General features: G+C 42.8%; 20 protein-coding genes, 1 tRNA gene and 2 pseudogenes. 9 read left to right on the top strand and 14 right to left on the bottom strand.

The annotated features are described in order from the left end of the window. Positions 1 to 659 (top strand): annotated as a pseudogene (locus IM507_RS09250) (IS1 family transposase); the annotation flags it as partial. 454 nt (positions 660 to 1,113) lie between these two features. Here IM507_RS09250 and IM507_RS09245 read toward each other — a convergent pair. Together IM507_RS09245 and ndhL are read right to left on the bottom strand one after the other, a co-directional pair. Then, positions 1,114 to 1,419: a DUF3007 family protein gene (locus tag IM507_RS09245; RefSeq protein WP_002733819.1), complete on the bottom strand. Its 306-nt coding sequence runs from the start codon at positions 1,417 to 1,419 to the stop codon at positions 1,114 to 1,116. A 21-nt stretch (positions 1,420 to 1,440) separates the two neighbouring features. Beyond that, a complete protein-coding gene (gene ndhL, locus IM507_RS09240; protein ID WP_002732218.1) occupies positions 1,441 to 1,680 on the bottom strand; it encodes an NAD(P)H-quinone oxidoreductase subunit L in 240 nt (79 codons plus the stop codon). A 172-nt stretch (positions 1,681 to 1,852) separates the two neighbouring features. Here ndhL and IM507_RS09235 point away from each other — a divergent pair. Next, positions 1,853 to 1,938, top strand: a tRNA-Leu gene (locus IM507_RS09235). 74 nt (positions 1,939 to 2,012) lie between these two features. Here IM507_RS09235 and IM507_RS09230 read toward each other — a convergent pair. Both IM507_RS09230 and queG read right to left on the bottom strand, forming a co-directional pair. Further along, complete coding sequence (locus IM507_RS09230) at positions 2,013 to 2,651, bottom strand: HAD-IA family hydrolase (protein ID WP_002731644.1); 639 nt, start codon at positions 2,649 to 2,651, stop codon at positions 2,013 to 2,015. After that, entirely contained in the window at positions 2,641 to 3,588 is a 948-nt protein-coding gene (queG, locus tag IM507_RS09225) for a tRNA epoxyqueuosine(34) reductase QueG (RefSeq protein WP_069475208.1), read from the bottom strand. The genes IM507_RS09230 and queG overlap by 11 nt, the downstream gene beginning before the upstream one ends. A gap of 347 nt (positions 3,589 to 3,935) precedes the next feature. On the opposite strand from queG, the gene IM507_RS09220 reads away from it, so the two are divergent. The 3 genes from IM507_RS09220 to tatA all read left to right on the top strand — a co-directional run bounded on the left by IM507_RS09220 (position 3,936) and on the right by tatA (position 6,888). Next, the gene (locus IM507_RS09220) at positions 3,936 to 4,676 is read left to right on the top strand and encodes a DUF3782 domain-containing protein (RefSeq protein WP_002733066.1); all 741 of its coding nucleotides are present in this window, start codon (positions 3,936 to 3,938) and stop codon (positions 4,674 to 4,676) included. Between the two features lie 513 nt (positions 4,677 to 5,189). Next, positions 5,190 to 6,620, top strand: a complete 1,431-nt coding sequence (gene lpdA, locus IM507_RS09215; RefSeq protein WP_002744419.1) for a dihydrolipoyl dehydrogenase — start codon at positions 5,190 to 5,192, stop codon at positions 6,618 to 6,620. A gap of 91 nt (positions 6,621 to 6,711) precedes the next feature. Next, complete coding sequence (tatA, locus tag IM507_RS09210) at positions 6,712 to 6,888, top strand: twin-arginine translocase TatA/TatE family subunit (RefSeq protein WP_002763330.1); 177 nt, start codon at positions 6,712 to 6,714, stop codon at positions 6,886 to 6,888. A gap of 225 nt (positions 6,889 to 7,113) precedes the next feature. Here the strand turns inward: tatA and IM507_RS09205 are convergent, their stop codons facing one another. Beyond that, positions 7,114 to 8,517 carry a TldD/PmbA family protein gene (locus IM507_RS09205; RefSeq protein WP_287636916.1) on the bottom strand — a complete coding sequence of 468 codons (1,404 nt, stop codon included), beginning with the start codon at positions 8,515 to 8,517 and terminating at the stop codon, positions 7,114 to 7,116. A 146-nt stretch (positions 8,518 to 8,663) separates the two neighbouring features. Further along, the gene (gene carB, locus IM507_RS09200; RefSeq protein ID WP_123231318.1) at positions 8,664 to 11,909 is read right to left on the bottom strand and encodes a carbamoyl-phosphate synthase large subunit; all 3,246 of its coding nucleotides are present in this window, start codon (positions 11,907 to 11,909) and stop codon (positions 8,664 to 8,666) included. Positions 11,910 to 12,139: 230 nt separating this feature from the next. Between carB and IM507_RS09195 the strand changes: the two genes are divergently transcribed. Then, positions 12,140 to 12,376 (top strand): ferredoxin-thioredoxin reductase variable chain, encoded by a 237-nt coding sequence (locus IM507_RS09195; RefSeq protein ID WP_002732972.1) that lies wholly within the window; start codon positions 12,140 to 12,142, stop codon positions 12,374 to 12,376. Between the two features lie 16 nt (positions 12,377 to 12,392). Here IM507_RS09195 and tyrS read toward each other — a convergent pair whose 3' ends face one another. Continuing rightward, positions 12,393 to 13,610, bottom strand: a complete 1,218-nt coding sequence (gene tyrS, locus IM507_RS09190; RefSeq protein WP_002732578.1) for a tyrosine--tRNA ligase — start codon at positions 13,608 to 13,610, stop codon at positions 12,393 to 12,395. Positions 13,611 to 13,806: 196 nt separating this feature from the next. Between tyrS and IM507_RS09185 the strand changes: the two genes are divergently transcribed. The 3 genes from IM507_RS09185 (at position 13,807) to IM507_RS09175 (ending at position 16,672) form a co-directional block, all read left to right on the top strand. Further along, complete coding sequence (locus IM507_RS09185; protein ID WP_123231320.1) at positions 13,807 to 15,492, top strand: glycosyltransferase; 1,686 nt, start codon at positions 13,807 to 13,809, stop codon at positions 15,490 to 15,492. Positions 15,493 to 15,587: 95 nt separating this feature from the next. Next, positions 15,588 to 15,812, top strand: coding sequence for an indolepyruvate ferredoxin oxidoreductase subunit alpha (locus IM507_RS09180; RefSeq protein WP_002731774.1), 225 nt, complete (start codon positions 15,588 to 15,590; stop codon positions 15,810 to 15,812). Positions 15,813 to 15,934: 122 nt separating this feature from the next. Then, positions 15,935 to 16,672, top strand: a complete 738-nt coding sequence (locus tag IM507_RS09175) for an ABC transporter ATP-binding protein (protein ID WP_069475200.1) — start codon at positions 15,935 to 15,937, stop codon at positions 16,670 to 16,672. 144 nt (positions 16,673 to 16,816) lie between these two features. On the opposite strand, the gene IM507_RS09170 is transcribed toward IM507_RS09175, so the two are convergent. From IM507_RS09170 to IM507_RS09140, 7 genes and pseudogenes are all read right to left on the bottom strand, one after another. Further along, positions 16,817 to 17,902, bottom strand: a complete 1,086-nt coding sequence (locus tag IM507_RS09170; RefSeq protein WP_002791507.1) for an alanine/ornithine racemase family PLP-dependent enzyme — start codon at positions 17,900 to 17,902, stop codon at positions 16,817 to 16,819. Positions 17,903 to 17,906: 4 nt separating this feature from the next. After that, positions 17,907 to 19,067, bottom strand: coding sequence for a DUF1611 domain-containing protein (locus IM507_RS09165; RefSeq protein ID WP_123231321.1), 1,161 nt, complete (start codon positions 19,065 to 19,067; stop codon positions 17,907 to 17,909). Positions 19,068 to 19,209: 142 nt separating this feature from the next. Beyond that, on the bottom strand, positions 19,210 to 19,434 hold the full coding sequence (locus IM507_RS09160) for a DUF3134 family protein (protein WP_069475198.1): 225 nt from the start codon (positions 19,432 to 19,434) through the stop codon (positions 19,210 to 19,212). Positions 19,435 to 19,686: 252 nt separating this feature from the next. Beyond that, on the bottom strand, positions 19,687 to 19,995 hold the full coding sequence (psb34, locus tag IM507_RS09155) for a photosystem II assembly protein Psb34 (RefSeq protein WP_002734380.1): 309 nt from the start codon (positions 19,993 to 19,995) through the stop codon (positions 19,687 to 19,689). A gap of 173 nt (positions 19,996 to 20,168) precedes the next feature. Continuing rightward, positions 20,169 to 21,542, bottom strand: a complete 1,374-nt coding sequence (locus IM507_RS09150; protein ID WP_002734499.1) for a gluconeogenesis factor YvcK family protein — start codon at positions 21,540 to 21,542, stop codon at positions 20,169 to 20,171. Positions 21,543 to 21,834: 292 nt separating this feature from the next. After that, positions 21,835 to 22,272 carry a Tic20 family protein gene (locus tag IM507_RS09145; protein WP_287636917.1) on the bottom strand — a complete coding sequence of 146 codons (438 nt, stop codon included), beginning with the start codon at positions 22,270 to 22,272 and terminating at the stop codon, positions 21,835 to 21,837. Then, a pseudogene (locus IM507_RS09140) lies at positions 22,273 to 22,405 on the bottom strand (IS30 family transposase); the annotation flags it as partial.

Here is a 22,405-nt window from a genome sequence, read left to right as displayed (position 1 = left end):
GAATGGTTCTATTCATAATGGAAAACCCAAACGTCAATGTAAAGAATGTGGTCGTCAGTTTGTGATCAATCCCACTAATAAAACCGTCTCTGACGAAACCAAACAATTAATTGATAAACTCTTGCTCGAACGAATTTCCTTGCGAGGAATTGCTAGAGTAACAGGGGTAAGTTGGTCATGGTTACAAAATTATGTCAACAATAAACTGGCGGCTGTCCCCGGTCAAATAAAGGTTTCGGACAAACCAAAAGGTAAATTGGTTATAGAATGTGATGAGATGTGGTCTTTTGTTTTTTCTAAGACGATAAAAGTCTATATTTGGCGGTTAATTGATAGAAAAACAAGGGAAATTATTGGTTGCTATGCGCGGAGATAGGAGTCGTCAATCAGCCAAAAAACTTTGGGGACAGTTTACCAGGTGTTTATCGACAATGTGCGGTTGCTTACACAGACTTTTGGAAGTCCTATAAGACAGTAATTCCTAGTAAACGTCATCGACCAGTCGGAAAAGAAACTGGTAAAACTAATCCTATTGAAAGATTAAATAATACCTTTCGACAAAGGATTTCTCGGCTGGTGAGAGAGAGTCTATCTTTCTCTAAAAAAATGGAGAATCACGTTGGGGAACCCTTTGGTATTTTATCCATGACTACAATGCACAGCAAAGCAAAGGATTAAGCCGCCATCACTACTACCGAATCACCACCGGTTTTGAGAGGGTCACAAGCATTGTAGAATCGATCGTAATCTAGCTCTCTGTTTCCGCCCCAGTTCTCGCTCTGATTTTGATTCATAAATAACGCTTCTACAAAAATAGATTATCCATATCATAGATCGACGCAACTTGATAGGGAACAAATATTTTTATTCTTGACGGAAATTTTATCCCCTAATTGCTAAAACGACTTTTTCTATTGCTTCTTTCATGACCTTCTCAAAGAATCTTAACATTAGTTCTCTTGACAAACGCCTCATCATAGGATTGTTTTAATTTCACAGAACTACACAGCAGTGGAATTATTTCCCACCGATTATTTAAAGACTTTAAGGACTAAATCAGATAAATTGGGCTATTATCAAGCCCAGATGCCAGATAAATCAGTTTTAACTGCTTTATTTAGTTTTTTCTTCTTCAATCTCCCGCTGCATTTGGGCGATTTCTTCGGGAGTCATCGCTTCCAGACGTTTTTTAAAGACGGCATCTTCGTAATCCTTGCGCTGTTGGCCGTAGGTCATATTATCGGTGGCGACTCGAAACAGATAGGTAAAAATCCAACCGATGACACCACCCACCAACACCGCTTGACTCCAAATTCCCGCCGAAGCACTATCTAAACCGGTTTTTTGCAGGATAATGTAGAGGATGCCGCCCACAGCAAACATCCCTATACCGATCCCGATGACATCAATGCGTCTCATGGGTTTTTTTGGGTTGATAACTTAAGCTTTGAGGGTACGACGTTGGGGACGGAAGTTAAGGAAAGGACTTAACAACAGCATCCCGGGAAAGAAAAAGCTCATCAGAAAGTACATAAACCCTCTTTCCCAAGAAGATGCCACATACCAGCGCGTATTGAGGTAGTAGTAGATAACGGCGGGAATGACGAGCAAATACAAGACACTGAGAGATAGGTAGATCAGGGCGATGATAATGGTTTCTTGCGTCAGAATTGATTGCATAAGGATTGATTTTTATCAATGGCTGTCGGTGAACGGCAATTCACCTGCTGATTATTTTACCCTGTCTTTCCCCCTTTGTGGCGATCGAATTGGCGGACTAAAATAATTTACTGAAAATACTCTTGCCAATTAAATTATTTATGATATGATAAAAAATTGTCAGTTAAATAACGGGGGCGTGGCGGAATGGTAGACGCTACGGACTTAAAATCCGTTGAGCCTTATAAGCTCGTGAGAGTTCGAGTCTCTCCGCCCCCATCGATCGAAGTCTATATTTCAACTGAGTATTGGGTATTTTAGTACAAATGCCCTGTCACCTAGGAAAAACTTTTTCAGCCAGCCCGATCTAAAATATCCAATAATTCTAGGGGATGGTGAATGAGATGATCGGGGTTAAATTGGGTGAGAATTTGAGGGGAATTAAAGCCCCAAGCGACGGCCACCACTTGCACTCGACTTTTTTGGGCAGCAGTAATATCTCTGGTTTCATCGCCGACATAAATCATTTCATCGGGACAGAATTTATTTTGTCGGATCAGGCGATCGATAATTTTGTGTTTGCCGAATAAAGGCGTTCCCGAACAGATAAAATCAAATAAATTTAAGAGTTGATTATTACCTAAAAATATGGTGAGATTTTCTTTGGTATTAGAAGTGATTATTCCTAATCTATAGCCTCTTTCTTTAAGAGTAGCAAGGCAGGGATGCCAGCCATGAAAGGGTTTCAGGCAGTCAATTTGTTTATTTAATTCCCGTTTAACTCGATAGAGTAAAAAAGGGATTTTAACGGGAGAAACTTGGGATTGTTTAATAATTTCTTGGGAACTAAGGTTTTTTAGTCTGGCCAAATCTTCCTCATTGACGGGTTGATAACCAAAATTTTTAGCCAAACGATTGACAATCTCCACGAAAGTATCGTGGGTATCGGCGATAGTACCATCAAAATCGAACACGACTACTTTAATTGTCATCTTGTGGGGGGTGAGGGGAATGGGCTAAATTAGCTTGGGCATTACGTCGCCACTGCTGGGGTTTAATTCGACGTAGGGCTGACGAGATAAAACGACGATCCCACTCCTCTATAGTTAGATTAGCTAATTCCTCCAACTTTGGCGAGAGGTTTTCCGGACGAGGTTGAAAATCCTCCACGTCGGTAACTTGGGCAAAACGTTGATTCCAAGGACAGACATCTTGACAGATATCGCAGCCAGCGACCCAACCCTGTAAATTCTTGGCAATTTCTGTAGGCAAAGTTACAGCACGATTTTCGATGGTATGGTATGCAATACAGCGATTAGCATCCACCACAGAGGGACTAACTATTGCTTGGGTGGGACAGGCGCTTAAACAACGGCTACAGGTGCCACAATGGGCGCTATGGGGTCGATCGGGTTCTAAAGGTAAATTAGTTAATATTTCCCCTAAAAAGACCCAACTGCCGTAATTACGAGTAATTAAGTTACCATTCTTGGCAATCCAGCCGATCCCTGCTCTTTGCGCCCAAACCTTATCCTGTACTGGTCCAGTGTCCACATAGTAACGGGTTTGAATTTGCTCCCCCTGACTTTCTAACCATTGACTGAGGGCCTTTAATTTTTTACTTAATACTTTGTGATAATCCCTTCCCCAAGCATAACGGGAAATTTTGCCATGGTTTTGTTCTTGACTGTGTTGCTGGGGGGTGTAGTAGTTAAGGGCAAGACATATTAGCGATCGCACTTCTGGCCAAAGAGTTTTGATATCCTGTCGTTTCGGGTTAGTCATCCAATCCATATCAGCTTGATAACCCCGCTCTAACCAGCTTTTTAGATGGGATACCGCCGAGTCTTGACTATCCACAGAAGCAATACCGACCCCATGGAAACCTAACTCTAGCGCTTTTTCTTTGATCTGTGTTTCTGTCACCATAGAAATATCTTAAGTCAAGTATTTGTAACAATTATTTACAATGATCAATTTATTGAGCCAAATCCCAGGCTCAACAGTTAGAAACCATGATCAACGAAGAAACTGTGGTTCCCGTCACCGCTATATCGTCCTCATACTAAATCCAGTTATTAAAAACTGATTATTTATTCTCCGTTTTGCATGAGTGCATGAGTAGAAAACGGGTTTCTCGGAGAAACCCGTTTTCTGTGCGTTACTCAACGGATTTAGTATAACTATTGACTTGCTCAATTAACACCCGTCCCTAAAATGACTTGTACTTTGCTAGTACAATTATAGTAAAATAAGAAAGATTAAAACAAATAACCATGTCTCAACCGATTACCATCGAAGATATCTATAAACTTTTTGAGAAAACTAACGAAAAGTTTGAACAATCACGCCAAGAATACGATCGCCGGGCTGCCGAAGCCAAGGACGAAGCCGATCGCCGGGCTGCCGAAGCCGATCGCCGGGCTGCCGAAGCCGATCGCCGGGCCGCTGAATACGATCGCCGGGCTGCCGAAGCCAAGGACGAGGCCGATCGCCGGGCCGCTGAATACGATCGCCGGGCCGCTGAAGCTAAGGCCGAAGCAGATCGCCGTTTGGCCGAGCTAGAGAAAACAGTGGCTAATACCAGTCGTGCGGTGGATAGTTTAACCACTCGCTGGGGAAGATTTGTCGAGGAATTAGTCGAACCTGCTGTTATTGGCCTATTTCGTAGCAAAGGTATCGATGTTAAAGAAACCTACAGTCGTGCCAGGGTAAAACGGCAAGGAATAGCCATGGAGATTGACATTTTAGCCGTCGATGAAACCGAGGTAGTTTTAGTAGAATGTAAGTCTCGTTTATCGAAAGATGATGTCAACGATTTTTTAGAAAAATTAAGTCGATTTAAACAAGCATTTCCCCATTATAAGAACTATCAGGCTTATGGTGCAGTGGCGGGAATAGAAATAGACGAAGGAGTAGATCGTTATGCCTATAAACAGGGTTTATTTGTGATTAAACCATCGGGAGAAACGGTAGAAATTATTAATGATTCTGGTTTCGAGCCTAAATTATGGTAAGAGAAAGATGGGTATTTCATCTGGCAAAGTATTGGCAGCAGGTTTAATTTTTCCAATAAGTAGTTGGACAAAAGTAAAGTTAACTGTAGGGTAAGGAGTCAGTAGCCGGTCGTCAGGAGTCGGTCGTCAGTAAGAATTGCGGCAATTTACATTTCTTAAGATAGACAACAGAATTTATGTCCGACTACTTAGTATTCATATTTTGATTCAGCAAACCCTAATTGATTTTTGAAGATTCAAAAACCGCAAAAATAAGGACTAAATCACCTAAAATCTGTGAATAGAGCATTTAAAATTCTCCTGACTACTGACGACCGGCTCCTAACCCTAACAACAATTTTTGATTTTTACCAGAGGTCTAGTAACGTCTTGTCCTAAAATTGCCAATAGCCAGTTTCAATGCACAAGAGTCTGATGGCTAAAAACTGGCTCCAGTTTTTGACCGGGATAGCACCGCTTGATCGCAGTGGATCGTAAAATGAGATAATGCTAACTTTGAGAGTCAGAGAGACTATGAGTGAATTCGACTACGATTTAATTATTATCGGTGCTGGAGTTGGTGGCCACGGGGCAGCCCTACACGCGGTCAAATGTGGGCTAAAAACAGCTATTATCGAAGCCAAAGATATGGGAGGAACCTGTGTTAATCGAGGTTGTATTCCCTCTAAAGCTTTACTGGCAGCCTCGGGACGAGTGCGCGAATTGGCCGATAGTGACCATCTGAAAAGTCTAGGTATTGCCATCGGTGGCGTTAATTTTGACCGTCCGACCATTGCCGATCATGCTAACAACCTTGTCAGTAAAATTAGAGGCGATCTCACTAATAGTCTTAAACGTCTCAAGGTTGATACTATCCACGGTTGGGGAAAAATCGCCGGCCCGCAAAAAGTTAGCGTCATCGGGGATAGTGGCGAAAAAATCTACACCGCTAAGGATATTATGCTCTGTCCGGGGTCGGTTCCCTTTGTCCCACCGGGGATCGAGATCGATCATAAAACGGTTTTTACCAGTGATGAGGCCGTTAGATTAGAAACTTTACCCAAGTGGATCGCAATTATCGGTAGTGGTTATATCGGTCTGGAATTTTCGGATATATACACCGCTTTGGGTTGTGAAGTGACGATGATCGAAGCTTTAGATAGTCTCATGCCTGGATTTGACCCAGAAATCTCGAAAATCGCTGAAAGAGTTCTGATTAAACCTAGAGACATCGAGACTTATGTGGGAGTTTTGGCAAAAAGTATTAAACCGGGGAATCCTGTGGCCATTGAACTGGTGGACGCAAAAAGCAAAGAAGCGATCGAAATTTTAGAAGTAGATGCTTGTTTAGTCGCTACAGGGAGAATCCCAGCGACCAAGAATCTCGGACTGGAATTTGTCGGGGTAGAACTGGATAAACGCGGTTTTATTGCGGTTAATGACAAAATGCAGGTAATTCAGGACGGTGAACCGATTCCCCATCTCTGGGCTGTGGGCGATGCTACGGGTAAAATGATGTTAGCTCACGCTGCTTCGGGTCAAGGGGTAATAGCCATTGAAAATATCTGTAATCGCCCAAAAACCATCGATTATCGCAGTATTCCCGCCGCCGCTTTTACCCACCCCGAAATTAGTTATGTGGGTTTAACGGAACCGCAAGCAGAAGTTTTGGCACAGCAAGAAGGGTATAAGGTTGCTTCTGTCAAGACCTATTTTAAGGGAAATTCCAAAGCTTTAGCGGAAGGAGAAACGGAAGGCATCGCTAAAGTCGTTTATCGTCAGGATACGGGGGAATTACTCGGTGTTCATATTATCGGTATCCACGCATCGGATTTAATTCAAGAAGCGGCCAATGCGATCGCTGAACGTAAATCTGTCCATGAACTCGCTTTCCGCATCCACACCCATCCAACTCTCTCAGAAGTCCTCGACGAAGCTTATAAACGAGCAGAAGTAGCAGCATAGAGTCAGTTATCAGTTATCAGTTATTACCGTTAAGTTTCCGACTCCTGAATTCTGACTCCTTTCTCTTTTTTTACTTTTTACTTTAAAGATTATGTTTGGATTAGGTTGGCCAGAAATAGTAATTATTGCTGTCGTTGTTCTCCTGATATTTGGACCGAAAAAAATACCCGAATTTGGGGCAGCTTTGGGGAAAACTTTACGGGGATTTAAAGAAGAAATCAATCAAGATGATCAAGAAATTGAAGACAGTGACGAGAAGATGAGATAGATTTCGGCTCTCAGGGCGAATGCAATTCGCCCCTACAATAATATTATTGCGCCAATGGTAGGGGCGCACCGCGTGCGCCCAAAAATTGAGATGCCCCCCCTAATTTGTTAAGCTAAAGGTTTTGATGTACTTAGTTTCTAACCTTCTTTTTAGGTAGGAGAATTGCCAGATTCTTTCTTGGAGCCTCTTGCCCTCAGAAGCTGTTTACTGTTTACTGTTGACTGTTCACTGAATATCGGCTTCTCCCCCCACCACCACATCGCGGATACGGAGACTGGGGCCACCGCAGCCGACGGGTAAACCACTTTGACCCCCTTTTCCGCAGCCTCCCGACTCGTCCCAGTAGAAATCATCCCCAATTGCCTCAATATTGGCTAGGGTTTTAAAGACATTACCAGAGAGAGTCACATCTTTAACCGGTTCAGCAATTTCTCCATCGCGAATCATCCAAGCTTCCCCGGCGCTAAAAGTGAACATTTCGCCGTTAGTCATGCCTCCCTGCCAATTTTGGGCATAAACTCCCGTTTTTATCCCCGAAAATAACTCTTTAACGGGAGTGGTTCCCCGTTCAATCCAAGTGTTGGTCATGCGGACAATGGGCGGATAATGATAATTGAGACAACGGGCGTTACCGGTCGGTTTTTCGCCTAATTTGCCCGCCGTTTCCCGCGAATGCAGTCTTCCCACCAAAACCCCATCTTTAATTAACTGAGTAGTCGTCGCGGGGGTTCCCTCATCGTCATAAAAATAACTGCCCCGATGACCTTCCGGATAGGCCCCGTCAAAGATTTGCAGGTTATCTGGTCCGAAACGTTTGCCCATACTCATCACTTCCAAAAGGTCGGGATTTTCGTATAACATATCTGCCTCGGAAAGGTGGCCAAAAGCCTCATGGACGAACAGACCGGTTAAAATGGGATCGATGACGACGGTGTAGGTATCGCCCTTGACAGGGGGCAAAACTAGGGCTTGTACGGCCCGTTTAGCCGACCCTTGCACCTGTTCTTCTAAATTGACCAGATCCTCGAAAGCTTTTCGGGATCCTGTGGTTTCCCGGCCCGTTTGTACGCTGTCCCCATCCCTAGCGGTGGCCGAAAAACGCATTTCTAAGTCTGACCATTTTTGTTCGATTAAAGTCCCGTCAGAAGTGCCTAAAAGAATATGTTGACTGCTATCGCTGTAACGGACGGAAGTGGTGGCAATACTGGGATGATGTTGACGCAGTAAGTTATTATAGCGATCGCAGAGGGCTTTTTTATCGGCTAATGGCACTAAACGGGGATCCGTTCCCGTTAAAGGCAATTCACAGGAGATAATTACAGGTTCTACCGGAGCAATCAGGGTTTCTTCTTCCCCAATTAAACGGGCAGCAGCGATCGCATCTTCTAATCGTTCCTGTAAACTGGATAATTGATTAAAGCTGGCAAATCCCCAACCTCCTTTATAACAAGCGCGTACCTGACCACCGATAGCAATACCTTCGCTGAGGGTTTCAACTCGTTCGGAACGCAGTAGAATATTAGTCCCCCGCGCTTCTTCCAGACGAATTGTCAGGAAATCGACGCGGTTTTTATAACGGTTAATCAGTTCACTAATTAGGTTTTTATAATCGTTTAGAGTATCGGTCATGGGAATTAGGAAGTGGGGTGTGGGGTGTGGGGTGATGGGAGATTTTTTGCTGTGATCAGTAAACAGTAAACAGTAAAGAGTGAACTGATAACTGCTCACTGATAACTGATTACTGATAACTGATAACTGATTACTGATAACTGAAATTAGGCGAGATAATCCTGTAAAGCTTTCACCTCTAAAGGTTGAGATTGCAGGGATTTTAAGGCCGCTACCGTCGCTTTTGCCCCGGCGATAGTGGTGATAATTGGTAACTTATAATCGAGGGCAGTACGGCGAATTTTTCGGCCATCGTTTTGGGATTCTTCACCACTGGGAGTATTGACAATAAACTGAATCCAGTCATTTTTGATCCAATCGACAACGTCGGGACGGCCTTCGTGAATCTTTAGCACTAAATCGATATTTTCGCAACCGTTTTCTAACAAAACTTTACGAGTTCCGGAAGTGGCGACGACGCGAAAACCGAGGGATTGCAGATCCTTAACCACGGGAACCATGGGGGTTTTATCGCGATCGCTCATCGAGACGAAAACCGTCCCACTGGTGGCTAAGATCACGCCAGCGGCCATTTCTGCTTTAGCGAAAGCTTTGCCAAAATCGCTGTCAATCCCCATTACTTCGCCTGTAGAACGCATTTCTGGTCCCAGGAGAGTATCAGCACCGGGGAACTTCTGGAAGGGTAAAACCGCTTCTTTCACGGCAATATGACGGGGAATTGCTTCGCTGATGATACCCAATTCCGTCAGGGTTTTGCCCGACATGACGAGGGAGGCAACTTTTGCTAAAGGAACTCCCGTTGCTTTGGAAACGTAGGGAACAGTACGACTAGCGCGGGGATTCGCTTCTAAGATATAAACTGTCTCTCCCTGTACCGCATACTGGATATTCATCAAACCGATTACTTTTAACGCTTTCGCTAGTTCCACCGTCCATTGTCGAATTGTGGTTAAAACCGAGGCGCTCAGGGACGTATGGGGGATAGAACAGGCAGAATCGCCCGAATGTACGCCCGCTTGTTCGATATGTTCCATTAATCCCCCGATAACGACTGTTCCCGTGGCATCTGAGAGGGCATCCACATCCACTTCGATGGCATTTTCGAGGAATTTATCGATTAAAATCGGGTGATCCGGTTCTATCTGTACCGCATACTTCATATAGCGTTCCAATTCGCTATCGGAATAGACGATTTCCATTGCCCGACCGCCCAAAACATAGGACGGACGTACTACTACAGGATAACCGATGCGTTGAGCCACTGCTTGGGATTCTTGGAAATTGCGGGCAATACCGTTGAGGGGTTGTCGGATATCTAATTGTCGGAGGATTTGTTCAAAACGTTCCCGATCTTCGGCGGCATCGATCGAATCGGGTGAAGTTCCCCAAATTTTGGTATTTACGGGACAATTAGGCGATTCTAAATATTTTTGCAGGGGAACCGCCAGTTTTAAGGGAGTTTGCCCACCGAATTGAATAATTAAACCCTCTGGTTGTTCCGCTTCGATGATATTTAAGACATCTTCTTTAGTCAGGGGTTCAAAGTAAAGGCGATCGCTGGTATCGTAATCGGTGGAGACAGTTTCCGGATTAGAGTTGACCATAATCGTCTCAAAACCGGCTTGACTGAGGGAAAAAGCGGCATGACAACAACAGTAGTCAAATTCTATCCCCTGGCCGATGCGATTGGGACCACCACCGAGGATCATCACTTTGCGTTTATCGGAGGGTAAAACTTCCGATTCTACCCGTTCGTAGGTGGAATAATAGTAGGGTGTTAGAGCTTCAAATTCTGCCGCGCAGGTATCCACCATTTTATAGACTGGAACAATACCCAAACCCTTGCGATAACTTCTTACTTCGTCCTCGCTGGTGTTGGTGGCGAAGGCGATTTGGCGATCGCTAAATCCCTGTTGTTTAATAGCGAATAGGTCCTCTTTGCCGAGACTTTTCAGGGGAGTTCGTTTGAGAAACTTCTCGGTTTCCATCAAATCAGCCAATTTATCGAGGAACCAGGGATCAATCCCGGTTAGTTCGTGGATTTCCTCCCCATTCATGCCCAATTTAAAAGCATGATAGATACTATAAACTCGTTCGGGGTTAGGTGTTCGCAAACCGGCCCGGACTTCCGAGAGAGGGGGGAGAGTTTCGACTTTATCGCAACCAAAGCCAAAACGTCCCGTTTCTAGGGAGCGAAGAGCTTTTTGGAAGGATTCTTGGAAAGTTCGACCGATAGCCATAGCTTCCCCGACGGATTTCATCTGGGTGGTTAGAATCGGTTGGGAGCCGGGGAATTTCTCGAAGGCAAAGCGAGGAATTTTGGTGACGACGTAATCGATAGTCGGTTCAAAGGAAGCCGGGGTTTTTTTGGTGATATCGTTGGGAATTTCGTCTAAAGTGTAGCCTACTGCTAGTTTAGCGGCAAATTTAGCGATCGGGAATCCCGTGGCTTTTGATGCCAGGGCCGAAGAACGGGATACCCGGGGATTCATCTCAATCACGATTACGTCGCCGTTAGTGGGATTAACGGAGAATTGGATGTTTGATCCGCCGGTTTCTACGCCAATTTCCCGAATAATTGCCTTAGAATAGTCCCGGAGGCGTTGGTATTCTTTATCGGTTAGGGTTTGGGCGGGCGCAACCGTAATCGAGTCGCCGGTATGGACCCCCATAGCGTCAAAGTTTTCGATCGAACAGATGATCACCACGTTATCGGCTAGATCGCGCATAACCTCTAATTCGTATTCTTTCCAGCCAATTAGGGATTTTTCGACGAGAATTTGCGATGTAGGCGAACAATCTAGCCCATACTGGGCCATCGGTTCAAATTCTTCTTGGTTATAGGCAATACCGCCCCCCGTTCCGCCTAAAGTGAAGGCCGGCCGGATAATGAGAGGATAGGAACCGATCTGATGACCGATCGCTTTTGCCTCCTCTAAATTGTTGGCAATCCCCGAAGGACAAACGGGAACACCGATTTTCTCCATTGCTTTTTTGAATAGTTCCCTATCTTCGGCTTTTTCAATAGCGGGAAGTTTTGCCCCGATCAATTCCACGTTATATTTTTCTAAAACGCCGCTTTTGGCCAAAGCGACGGCGGTATTCAGGGCAGTTTGACCCCCCATAGTCGGTAGAATCGCATCAGGGCGTTCTTTAGCGATAATTTTCTCGACAATTTCCGGCAGAATTGGTTCAATATAGGTGCGATCGGCCATTTCTGGATCGGTCATGATCGAGGCGGGGTTAGAATTGACTAAAATTACCTCATAACCTTCTTCTCGTAGGGCTTTACAGGCTTGAGTTCCCGAATAGTCGAATTCACAGGCTTGTCCGATGACAATCGGGCCAGCGCCCAAGATTAGGATTTTCTTTAAGTCATCACGGCGTGGCATAGGCTTAGGGTTGCTTGACGATAAACCCCAATCATTGTATATGTTGTCACCCTCGATCCCGCAAAGCTTTATTTAGGTTTAATGACCTTGTTTGCTTGAGCAGGCAGCAGGCAGCTTTTTTCTCCCCATTTCCCTGATAATTGATCACTGTTTACTGATCACTGATATCGCGTACAATGATAAGATTGTTTTCAAAGATACAATAGGCCTTTGTCTTTGCTAGAGAGTTTATGAAAGTTGGCGATCGAGTTCGTGTAATTGAGTCCGTGGTAGTTTATCATCATCCTGAACACAAATCGGATCCTTTTGACGTGAAAGGATTAGAGGGAGGGGTGAAAGCTTTTGTCACCGAATGGCGTGGCAGACCGGTTAGCGCCAATCTACCTGTCCTCGTTGAGTTCAGTAAAAAGTTTAAAGCCCATTTTCGAGATTTTGAGTTAGAAATCGTGGAAAAAGCCGCCGAATAGGGACTTTTTCGCTTATTTAAGCTACAAAGCGAATAAATTTATTTTTGCCCACCTGTAGGACTTTTCCGGCTAAAGCTTCGGCTGTCTCAAAACTTTTGTCCACATCGGTGATTTTCTCGCTATCGATTCTGACTGCACCCCCCTGAATCTGTCTTCTCCCTTCGCCGCTACTTTTACATAAGCCGGTGGCCGAGAGAAGATAGAATAGTTTTAGGGGAAAAGTGACCGCTGCTAGGGAAAATTCGGGGACAGAGGCCGCAGCTGCCGTATTTCCCTGTAGAACTATCTCCTGCGCCGTTTTTTGTGCCTTTAATGCCTCCTCTGTCCCGTGAAACTGGGCAACTACCTCGATCGCCAGTTGTTTTTGTGCCTCTCGCGGATTGCTCGCCATAGCATCTAAAGGCAAATTTGTCAATAGTTCGTAATAATCTTTTAACAAAGCGTCGGGGGTTTTTTCCAGTTTCGAGTACATGGACAGGGCCGATTCCCGCAATCCCACATAATTATTCAGGGATTTGGACATTTTTTGACTGCCATCGGTTCCGATTAAAATCGGTAAAAGTAGCCCGAATTGCGGTTTTTTGCCGAAATATTTCTGTAAATCGCGACCGACGGCAATATTAAATTTTTGATCGGTTCCTCCCAATTCGACATCGGCCTCAACAGCTACGGAATCATAACCCTGCATTAAGGGATAGAGAAATTCATGGAGAAAAATCGGGTTTTCCTTGTCGTAGCGTTCGGAAAAGCCTTCTTTTGCCAACATTTGCCCCACAGTCATGGTGGAGAGAAGTTCGAGAATTTGCGAGAGGTCTAATTTCCCCAACCATTCCGAGTTATAGCGAATTTCTAGGCGATTAGGGGTGTTAAAATCTAAAATTGGGCGTAATTGTGCCAGATAATTCTCGGCATTAGTTCTCACTTCTTCGCTCGTCAATTGTTTTCTAACTTCCGATTTTCCCGTCGGATCGCCAATTCTAGCGGTAAAATCACCAATAATCACCACTGCTACATGACCGGCATCCTGGAAAGCACGCAGTTTCCGAAAAGGGATACTATGACCTAGGTGAATATCGCTGCCGGTGGGGTCAATACCTAGTTTAATTCTTAAAGGGCGATCGGTAGTTTGCAGTAGTTGGGTTAAATTTTCTCTAGGATCTGGGGAGTCGGGTTGATGGGGGAATAAATCACTGGTTCCACGGGTTAACCAGTCTAGGGAGGAAGATACGGTCATTGTTGCTCATTTTCCACAGCCTTCCCATTATAGTTTTTTATTATGTCAAGTAACAAGCAAAAGGTAAATAAACTGGTATCTTCAGTAAAAGTCGATAACACCTTGACAATTCTCCCGATCAAATATAGAGTCTTAAAATCTTCTTTTTCAGAATTATCAAAAATTTTTCTGTCTTGAATTGCGATCAGATAAGCCAATGAATCCTAGTTTTAATAACTCTATCCCCGTGCAGAGGATCAAAGTTTCCGTAATTGTCTCTACCTATAAATCAGCGGAGTTTATCTGGGGTTGTCTAGAGGATTTAGTTACTCAAACTCTTTATGAAAAGGGAGAAGTAGAAATTATTATTATCGATAGTGCTTCTCCAGAGAATGAAGGGGAGATTATCCAAGAGTTTCAAGAAAATTATCCTAATATTATTTACCAGAGAACTCAAGAACGAGAAACCCTCTACTGCGCTTGGAATCGCGCTATTAAACTAGCTAGGGGTCTTTATCTCACCAATGGAAATACTGATGATCGTCGCTGTTTCAATGCTCTGGAAATTATGGCTAATTATCTAGATAATAATAGAGAGATTAGTTTAGTTTATGCCGATCAATTAATTACCACCATCAAAAATGATACTTTTGCCACCACCCCAGCTTTAAAACATTGGAATTGGCCAAATTACTCCTATCAACAGATGCGTCAAGGTTGTTGTGTGGGTTCTCAACCAATGTGGCGAAAAATGCTGCACGATAAATATGGTTATTTTCAGGAAAGTTTTCACTGTGCTGGTGATTACGAATTTTGGTTAAGAATCGGCAGTCAAGGGGAAAAAATGGCTTTAATTCCTGAGATTTTAGGGTTATATTATTTAAATCTCCAAGGTTTAGAACATGGCAGCAATGGTCAAGCATTAGAGGAACATTATCAAGTGTGTAAAATCTATGAAATTCCTCACCCAGAAATTAAGGATATAGAAATTAAACCCAATCCAGTTAAGATGGAAGATTTAGGGAAAATTTTAAATAAGGATGAGCGAGAAAAATTACAAACAATTCAAGCTATCTCCCAGAATAAAACTCCAATTATTGTTATTGATGGCGTAATTTTTCAAATCGATCAAGGGAAATTAGCCAGGGTTTGGTCTTCAATTCTAGAGCATTGGAGTCAATTAGAATTTAGTCAACACATTGTTATTTTAGATAGAAATAACACCGCACCACGATGGGAAAAATTTAAATATTGGCCCGCAGAATCCTACGATTATAATTGTACGGGAAAGGATGCCAGAAAAATCCAAACTATTTGCGATCGCCTGCAGGCTAATTTATTTATTTCCACTTTTTATACCAGTCCCTTAACCACTCCTTCTCTACTTTTGCTTGCTTTTGATTTCCCAGAAGAAAATGGCAATTTAACAGTAAATTTAGAAAAACACTATGCAATTTTGTCCGCTTCTAGAATCATCGCTTTTTCCTCTGATATCGCCCAAAATTTAAGAAGGTTATACCCGAAAATTACCCCCGAAAAAATTGGTATTATCGAGCTTGTTGAAGTTAATCAAAAAATAGCGGCAGAAATTAGTAATTTTTTCCAGTATGCGCTCAGTGAAACTAAGGAATCAAGTCAGAATCAAGTCTGGTTAGAGTTAAGAAAATTACAGGAAGCACAACAGACAATGTATCTGAAACAACAGCAAGATTATCATACTATGCAAGAGATGGAAATATCACTAAGAGAATTAGAAAATAATCATAATAATCTTCAAACAAATAATCATAAATTACAGGAAGAAATTAACTATTTTTCCTCCCGTAAGGGAATAGTAAAAACCCTAGCGAAAACTTCTATTTTACTTCTTGCTAAGATCAAGAAAAAACTCCCAATATTTTAGGGAATTAAGAGAAAGTTTCCTAACAATGCTCCGATCCTGGCACGGCAGTGCCTAAAAGTGGTAAAGTAATGTTAAGAATTAGAGGAGAAAACACTGTGCCACATTCGATCGTCACTGGAATTTGTGAAGGGGTTGCTGATTGCGCTTCCGCTTGTCCTGTTGCTTGTATCCATCCAGGACCGGGTAAAAATGTTAAAGGAACCGATTGGTATTGGATTGATTTTGCCACTTGTATCGACTGTGGTATCTGTTTACAAGTATGTCCCGTCGAAGGTGCAATTCTGCCAGAAGAACGTCCCGATTTACAAAAAACTCCCTAATTTATCAGTTATCAGTTATCAGTTATCAGATGTAAGTTTTCAGTTTACTGTTTACTGAAAATGCTTCCCACTTCCCCATTCATAATTTATATTACTCTCTCCTATCTCCTTTTTACCTTACCATGGATTATCTTTTAGAAGTTGAACAAGTTTATGCTGGTTATGTGCAGGATTTATACATATTGCAAGGGGTTAACTTTCGCATTGCACCGGGGGAATTAGTCACGGTTATCGGTCCCAATGGTGCGGGAAAATCCACCCTCGCTAAGGCAATTTTTGGTTTATTAAAACCCAGTGCTGGAACTATCACTTTTAAGGGAAAAAATATCACTGGTTGGAAATCTAATCAAATCGTTCCCCTCGGTATGGGTTATGTTCCCCAAATTGCTAATGTTTTTCCATCCCTGAGCATCGAGGAAAATCTAGAAATGGGGGCTTTTACCAGTAAAAAAGCGATTAAACCCCTAAAAGAGCGCATTTATGCCATGTTTCCTCGTTTGGACGAGCGCCGTCGTCAGAAAGCTGGCACTTTATCCGGAGGAGAAAGACAGATGTTAGCCATGGGAAGAGCGCTGATGTTGCAACCGGATTTATTAATTCTCGATGAACCTTCGGCAGCTTTATCTCCTATCTTAGTAACCAGTGTTTTTGAACAGATAAAAGCGATTAATCAGACGGGAACTGCAATTATTTTAGTGGAACAGAATGCCAAAAAAGCCCTAATGATGTCCGATCGAGGTTATGTTTTAGAAAGTGGTCAAGATCGTTTTCAGGGATCGGGTCAAGATTTACTCAATAACCCGAAAGTAGGGGAATTATACCTCGGGGCGGCTTATCATGGTGCCAAACGAGATGATTAAGAATTTGTTAAGGATTGAGGGGGATTTTGATTTCTTCCCAGAATTTAGCGATAGGATAGTAATTGAGTACAAATCTCTACGGCGCTGATGTCAAGGTGATAAGCCAGCAACCCCTAAATATATCTGTGGATATTTATTCATCGATCAAGACAGTTGTGCTACTGCATTGAGAGCATAACTTTTAGTAATAAAAGGAGAAGTCATGGCTGTTAAAAGTCCTCCGTAATCAAGATTAAAACTGACTTCGCTTCCTACTTTTAACCTCTTGTTATGACTATCAACAACTAGATGATCGCTACTAGAACCTAATATTTTTATCTCCTGACTTGTTTGTAATCCAGAGATAAGAATATCCTGTCTTCCTAATGCAATAATAACTCGACGGTGAATGCCTTGGTCGATAAAGCTGGGAACATTACCAAAAGCATCTCGACCAATTTCTCCAGAGGGTAGAGATGGTTTATCTTTGGATTCGATTACTTCAGCAATTAACCGAAAAGCATCGGTATATAAGCCAGGTATCACTTGTCGATTAACTGTTTCACAACCTAATAAAATTGATTCTCCTAAACGCAGATTATTAATCCGACCAACTTCGCTACTTTTTTGATACCATTGATAGTTAGCAGAATTTCCTCCTGAAATAATCGGTAATTTTATTAAAAACTCCTGCTCAATTGTATCTGTTAACACAGATAATTTGCTCATATTATGGCTATCAGGTTTAATCCCTCCATAACAAGCCAAATTACAACCCAGTCCGACAATTTTGATAAAGGGAAAAGCGAGGGTTTTTTTGATGAACTTGACGAGATCTTTCGGCAGTACACCTTCGCGTAAATCCCCTAACTCCGTCATGATAATAATGCGGTGTATTTTTTGCTTTTCTTGAGCATAATAGGAAAGTTCCTGAATTGTTGCTAATTCGGTATTTAAGCTGATATCTGCAATGTTAACCACTGATTCTGCTTGACTCAAGGCAGTACGCAACAGAACAAAAGTTGTCACTATTCCTGCTTGTTTCATTTTGAGAATATTTTCGATTCGAGAGTCAGCGATAAAGTTGACTCCACCTTGAATCATCGCCAAGGCGATCGAGGGATCACCCAAAATCGCTTTGGAAACTCCCATAACAGAAAGTCCCTTGCTGCCGTATAATTGGCAGAGTAAACGAGCATTATGGCGTATTTTCGGGAGAGAAATCTCGATTCTGGGCAAAAGGTCTTTCATCAGCCTATTTGCTCCCAATTGCGGGAATTGCAGCTAAAATTTCCCCTTTGATTTTCCGGTTTAATTTCGGAAAGCGATCGCATAAAGCTTGGACTAATTTCTCACATCCGTGTAACAAAACATCAGTAGTCGGTAACTGAAAATCTCGCTCATATTTGGCAATAATACGCTCAGTGGCTGCTGCGGTGAGATTTTCGTGATTAATCGCAATAGCGATAACTTTAGTGGGAGAAATTGCCTCAATTAGTGAAATTTCTTCCTGTAATTTTGGCATGGCTAAATGAGGAAAATCACAGCGAAATTTTCGGGCTGGGGGATGTTGTAAAATAATCCCATCGGGCCTACTTCCTTTCAAAATTCCCACGGAACTCATAAAAGCAGGATGACTCAGAGAACTTTGTCCTTCCACTAAAATAATATCGGGTTTTTCTTTCTCAAAAGCTTGAACCACAGCATTTTCAATTTCACCGATGACAAATTGAGAAACCAAAGCATCGATCGAAACCCCATATCTTGCTCCCTGCATCAAGCTAGTTTGTCCAGTAGCGACTAAGACAGACTTAATACCCAAGCCTTGGAGAGTTTGATTAACTGCCACCGCAGTGGTCATTTTTCCGCAAGCACAATCGGTTCCTAAAAAGGCAATAACGGGGATATTTACTTGGGAAATTTGCCCGGTAAATACATGAAGATCAGCTAATTGTGGTGGTTTACGAATGTCTGTAATTTGTACACCATACTGACTAGCTTGCTCCCTAAATTCTAAATCCTCGGAGAAGAATTGATGCAAACCATTAATAATATCCATTCCTGCTGCCATTGCTTCTAAAATTAGCAGCCTTTCTAGGGGGGGAATAAACGCTTCTAAGGGTGCTTTGCCGTAGATATAACAATTGGGAACATCTCTAAGTTTTTCTAAGGCTGTTTGTAAATTGGCAAAAATGGGAATATGATTTTTTTTATCTCCTAATGCTTCTCCCGCATCTTTTCCCGCTAAGGAACTATCCAGCACACCAACAATTGTATATATTTCTGATTGTCTGATCAAGCCAGCTGCCGTTTTTCCATCCACACGTCCAAACTGATTTTCACAGTAAATTAAAGCCGTTTTTTTCGTTGATACCACTTTCTTAATCTCCTGAATATTAGATAATTGAAATTTCACTCCTAACTCCCAGTAAGTAGGGAGGCACAATTATTTGTAGGATGGTTTAGCGGTAGCGTAACATGAGCGGGCGTTGGTTTTCATGCTTCAACCCAACCTACGTTCATCTTATATTTAATTCCACCCACCTACTTAAGACTATTTATTCTTCTTCTTCTTCTTCTTCTTCTTCTATAGCATAATTATCTGGATCGATAATATCGTCTAATTCTTCTAACATTTGCGAATCGGGATGAGCATCAGATTGACGTAATTTTAATCTTCCTGTCCGTTCTAACCAATAGAGAAGGGTTTCTTTGGAAGTTATCTGCATAACAGGAATTGCCTGATAGCGAGGTTCTTGACTAAGAGAAGGATTAAATTTCATACCTGTTGAATTTCCTTTGAGAAGTTATCTCTATTGGTGGTTCTATTGTTGATCACGAAGCAACCCACAAAAAACTGAAAAAAATTGTCAAGTTTAGCAAAGTAAAAAAGTTCAGCTGTCAGATTTACTATTTGGACAGATAGATAGAGTCGGTTCCAATATATGCTCCCGATACTTGGGATGCAGACTCTATGGTGTAAATTAAAGTTTTCCTGTCTCGCTCAACTTAAATGTCAATCCTACGGTTTTTATCTAGCTAACGGAAAAGGTGATTAATAACACCAAAGCAACCAACAAAACCGCCCCTACTCCTTGCAAAATATACCATTTTTGCTGTTCTAAAGATGGGGATTTTGATAGATAAATCTTGGGTTCGCTACCATAGTTATTGATGATTCCTTCATCATCTACTGTATAGCCCTCTGGGAGAGGTATATTAAGTGATTGATAGTTTTGCCCGTTTATATCTAGTTTAACCTCAGCAGGAATTAATTCACTTCCATCGCTTGGGGAATAGACTGTCGCACCTGTCTCTTGATTAGATTTAGTAGAGTAGTGCATGATCATCTCTCTTGAAAATCTGAGTATAACACAGAATAAGGCGAAATGGTTTTTAGGCTAATTTTTTCCTAGGGCTTTAATCAGCAAATTTGGCTAATGTCGGCAAATTAAAGCAAAAAATATGATTTTATAACTTGACAAAGCTAGATAAAAACATTTAGTCAACTCGCTATTCACTTTTTAGCATACCAGCGCCATAAAACTCGGGCTAAACGTTGGGGATCGTGACGAACTTTGGCAGTAACTTCATCTTCTGCCATTACATTCGCTAAAACAATGCGATAACCCATTTTTCCCACCTCCTCGCGATCTAAAAAGACAGGATGACTATGCTCTTGGGCGTATAATTGTAGAGATTGGGGCGATGGTGCAGTTCTTTGGGCTAAAACCGCATCAAAGACGCGTTCTTCGCAGACTCCTTCGATCGCTCGCAAATGATCAGCCACCGAATAATTATCCGTTTCCCCCGGCTGGGTCATAATATTACAAACATAGACGCGGGGGACTGTCACCTGTGCTAGGGCCTGACGAATTGCGGGAACCAACAAATTAGGGATAATACTGGTATAAAGACTACCCGGCCCGATGATAATATAATCTGCTTCCTTAATTGCCGCTAAAGCAGCCGGTAAAGCGACTGGATCGGCAGGATGACAGCCAATCTGACGAATTTGCCCCATAGCTTCGGTTATCTTTGATTCTCCCTCAATAATGCGCCCATCGGCTAACTTAGCCCAAAGACTAACATCGGTAAGGGTAGCAGGTAGCACTTTACCGCGAATGGCCAAAACTTTGGCACTAGCATCGATCGCCTGTTCCAGATCGCCGGTAATCTCGGTCATAGCGCTGATAAATAAATTACCAAAACTGTGGCCCGATAAACCATCCCCGGTATGAAAGCGATATTGAAACAATTCCGTTAATAACTTTTCCTCATCGGCTAAAGCGGCGATACAATTGCGAATATCCCCCGGGGGTAAAATGCCCATTTCCCGACGTAATCGGCCCGAAGAACCGCCATCATCAGCTACGGTGACAATAGCGGTGATATTGGAACTATACTGTTTTAAACCGCGTAAAAGCGTCGATAAACCCGTACCGCCACCGATCGCCACAATTTTTGGGCCGCGATGGAGACGACGATGGGCCCGTAGGCGATCGACTAATTCCTCCGATGCGTCTGGTTGTAGTGCTTCTGTAATCGTTTCGACGGTGCGACTCTGACCCCAGAATAACAAAAAGACACCCAGCAAAACCGCCAGCGGCCCGGAAACAGAATTGGGGACTAAACGTGCGGTCGTTTCTAATGCTTGGGAAACAAACTCTAAAAAGCGATTAACTGGGGTTAATTTTACCCAAATAGCTAAACCGAAGGAGGTCAGAAAAACGCCGGCTAAACTGATTAAAAGCCAGCGTTTGACAAAAAGACCGGGAGAAAGCCATTTAAACCAACGATTAACCCGTTTAGGCGTTTTTCTGCCCACAGAAGCGGCTATTTTCCCCTTCTGAGCGTTGAGTTCCCGTAGCGTCTGTTTAAATGGACTCATAGATGTGGCCTGGCAGCGAACGCATTGATTCTGGAGAGACTGTAGCCGAAAAAGGGGACAAACTCAAGCTTAATTAGGGTCTGCTGAAAAAGTTTTTTGTGGGGAGAGGGTGTGGGGTGTGGGGTGTAGGGTGTAGGGTTTTCCCGATTTTGAGGAGGTCAATTACCTAATTTTCAGGGAAAAAGCCCAGGGATTTTCCCCCCGATCACTCCCATATCTGGTACTTTTTGATTGCCAAAAAGTCTAAAAGTCTTACCCAACAAGGTTTTTAGATTTATTCAGCCAGCCTAATCTAACCTCCCACTTGGGAATAGGCTGCCTCAGAAATTGTGGGAATATCGGCGTATTTGCCGATAACCGACTGTATAATGCTGTAAACACAGGCGGCAAATGCTCCCAAAAAGACGACGTTAAAAAGAGTTTCTACCACTAAATTCGCCCCACCCCTAGCGACGAAATCTAAGACCAATCGCAATAAAGACACCAAAATATCGATTAAAATCGCCTGCATGGTGTTAAACCGGATAAAATGACTGATGCGGGGATTGCGTACCACGGCGAAAAAGAGGACGAAAAAGATAATTAAACTGCCAAAGCTTCCCAGAGAACTATAGAGAAAAGCTAAGGGAGTTAAAACTATTACTAAGGCCGCTCCTAAAAAAGGAATTTGCTGAAAGATAGAGTCACCGAGGGCAAAAGCCGAATATAAGGGTAAAAGATATAGGCCAATTCAAGTCTGAATTGCATCACTGTCTGATCTACCTTTATAGAATACCTCATTCGGGGTACGATAGTCAAGACATTTTCGAGGACGATTGTTAATCAAGTTTACGGCTCTTTCCACCTCCTCTGGCTTAACGATT

This window comes from Microcystis sp. M20BS1 (assembly GCF_020245305.1).
GTDB lineage: Bacteria > Cyanobacteriota > Cyanobacteriia > Cyanobacteriales > Microcystaceae > Microcystis > Microcystis ichthyoblabe_A.
This window is presented reverse-complemented; position numbering and strand designations above follow the sequence as displayed.

Excerpts from the sequence above, each read along its gene's own strand:
- IM507_RS09245 (WP_002733819.1), bottom strand. The coding sequence starts at position 1,419 with ATGAGACGCATTGATGTCATCGGGATCGGTATAGGGATGTTTGCTGTG.
- ndhL (WP_002732218.1), bottom strand. The coding sequence starts at position 1,680 with ATGCAATCAATTCTGACGCAAGAAACCATTATCATCGCCCTGATCTAC.
- IM507_RS09230 (WP_002731644.1), bottom strand. The coding sequence starts at position 2,651 with ATGACAATTAAAGTAGTCGTGTTCGATTTTGATGGTACTATCGCCGAT.
- queG (WP_069475208.1), bottom strand. The coding sequence starts at position 3,588 with ATGGTGACAGAAACACAGATCAAAGAAAAAGCGCTAGAGTTAGGTTTC.
- IM507_RS09220 (WP_002733066.1), top strand. The coding sequence starts at position 3,936 with ATGTCTCAACCGATTACCATCGAAGATATCTATAAACTTTTTGAGAAA.
- lpdA (WP_002744419.1), top strand. The coding sequence starts at position 5,190 with ATGAGTGAATTCGACTACGATTTAATTATTATCGGTGCTGGAGTTGGT.
- tatA (WP_002763330.1), top strand. The coding sequence starts at position 6,712 with ATGTTTGGATTAGGTTGGCCAGAAATAGTAATTATTGCTGTCGTTGTT.
- IM507_RS09205 (WP_287636916.1), bottom strand. The coding sequence starts at position 8,517 with ATGACCGATACTCTAAACGATTATAAAAACCTAATTAGTGAACTGATT.
- carB (WP_123231318.1), bottom strand. The coding sequence starts at position 11,909 with ATGCCACGCCGTGATGACTTAAAGAAAATCCTAATCTTGGGCGCTGGC.
- IM507_RS09195 (WP_002732972.1), top strand. The coding sequence starts at position 12,140 with ATGAAAGTTGGCGATCGAGTTCGTGTAATTGAGTCCGTGGTAGTTTAT.
- tyrS (WP_002732578.1), bottom strand. The coding sequence starts at position 13,610 with ATGACCGTATCTTCCTCCCTAGACTGGTTAACCCGTGGAACCAGTGAT.
- IM507_RS09185 (WP_123231320.1), top strand. The coding sequence starts at position 13,807 with ATGAATCCTAGTTTTAATAACTCTATCCCCGTGCAGAGGATCAAAGTT.
- IM507_RS09175 (WP_069475200.1), top strand. The coding sequence starts at position 15,935 with ATGGATTATCTTTTAGAAGTTGAACAAGTTTATGCTGGTTATGTGCAG.
- IM507_RS09170 (WP_002791507.1), bottom strand. The coding sequence starts at position 17,902 with ATGAAAGACCTTTTGCCCAGAATCGAGATTTCTCTCCCGAAAATACGC.
- IM507_RS09160 (WP_069475198.1), bottom strand. The coding sequence starts at position 19,434 with ATGAAATTTAATCCTTCTCTTAGTCAAGAACCTCGCTATCAGGCAATT.
- psb34 (WP_002734380.1), bottom strand. The coding sequence starts at position 19,995 with ATGCACTACTCTACTAAATCTAATCAAGAGACAGGTGCGACAGTCTAT.
- IM507_RS09150 (WP_002734499.1), bottom strand. The coding sequence starts at position 21,542 with ATGAGTCCATTTAAACAGACGCTACGGGAACTCAACGCTCAGAAGGGG.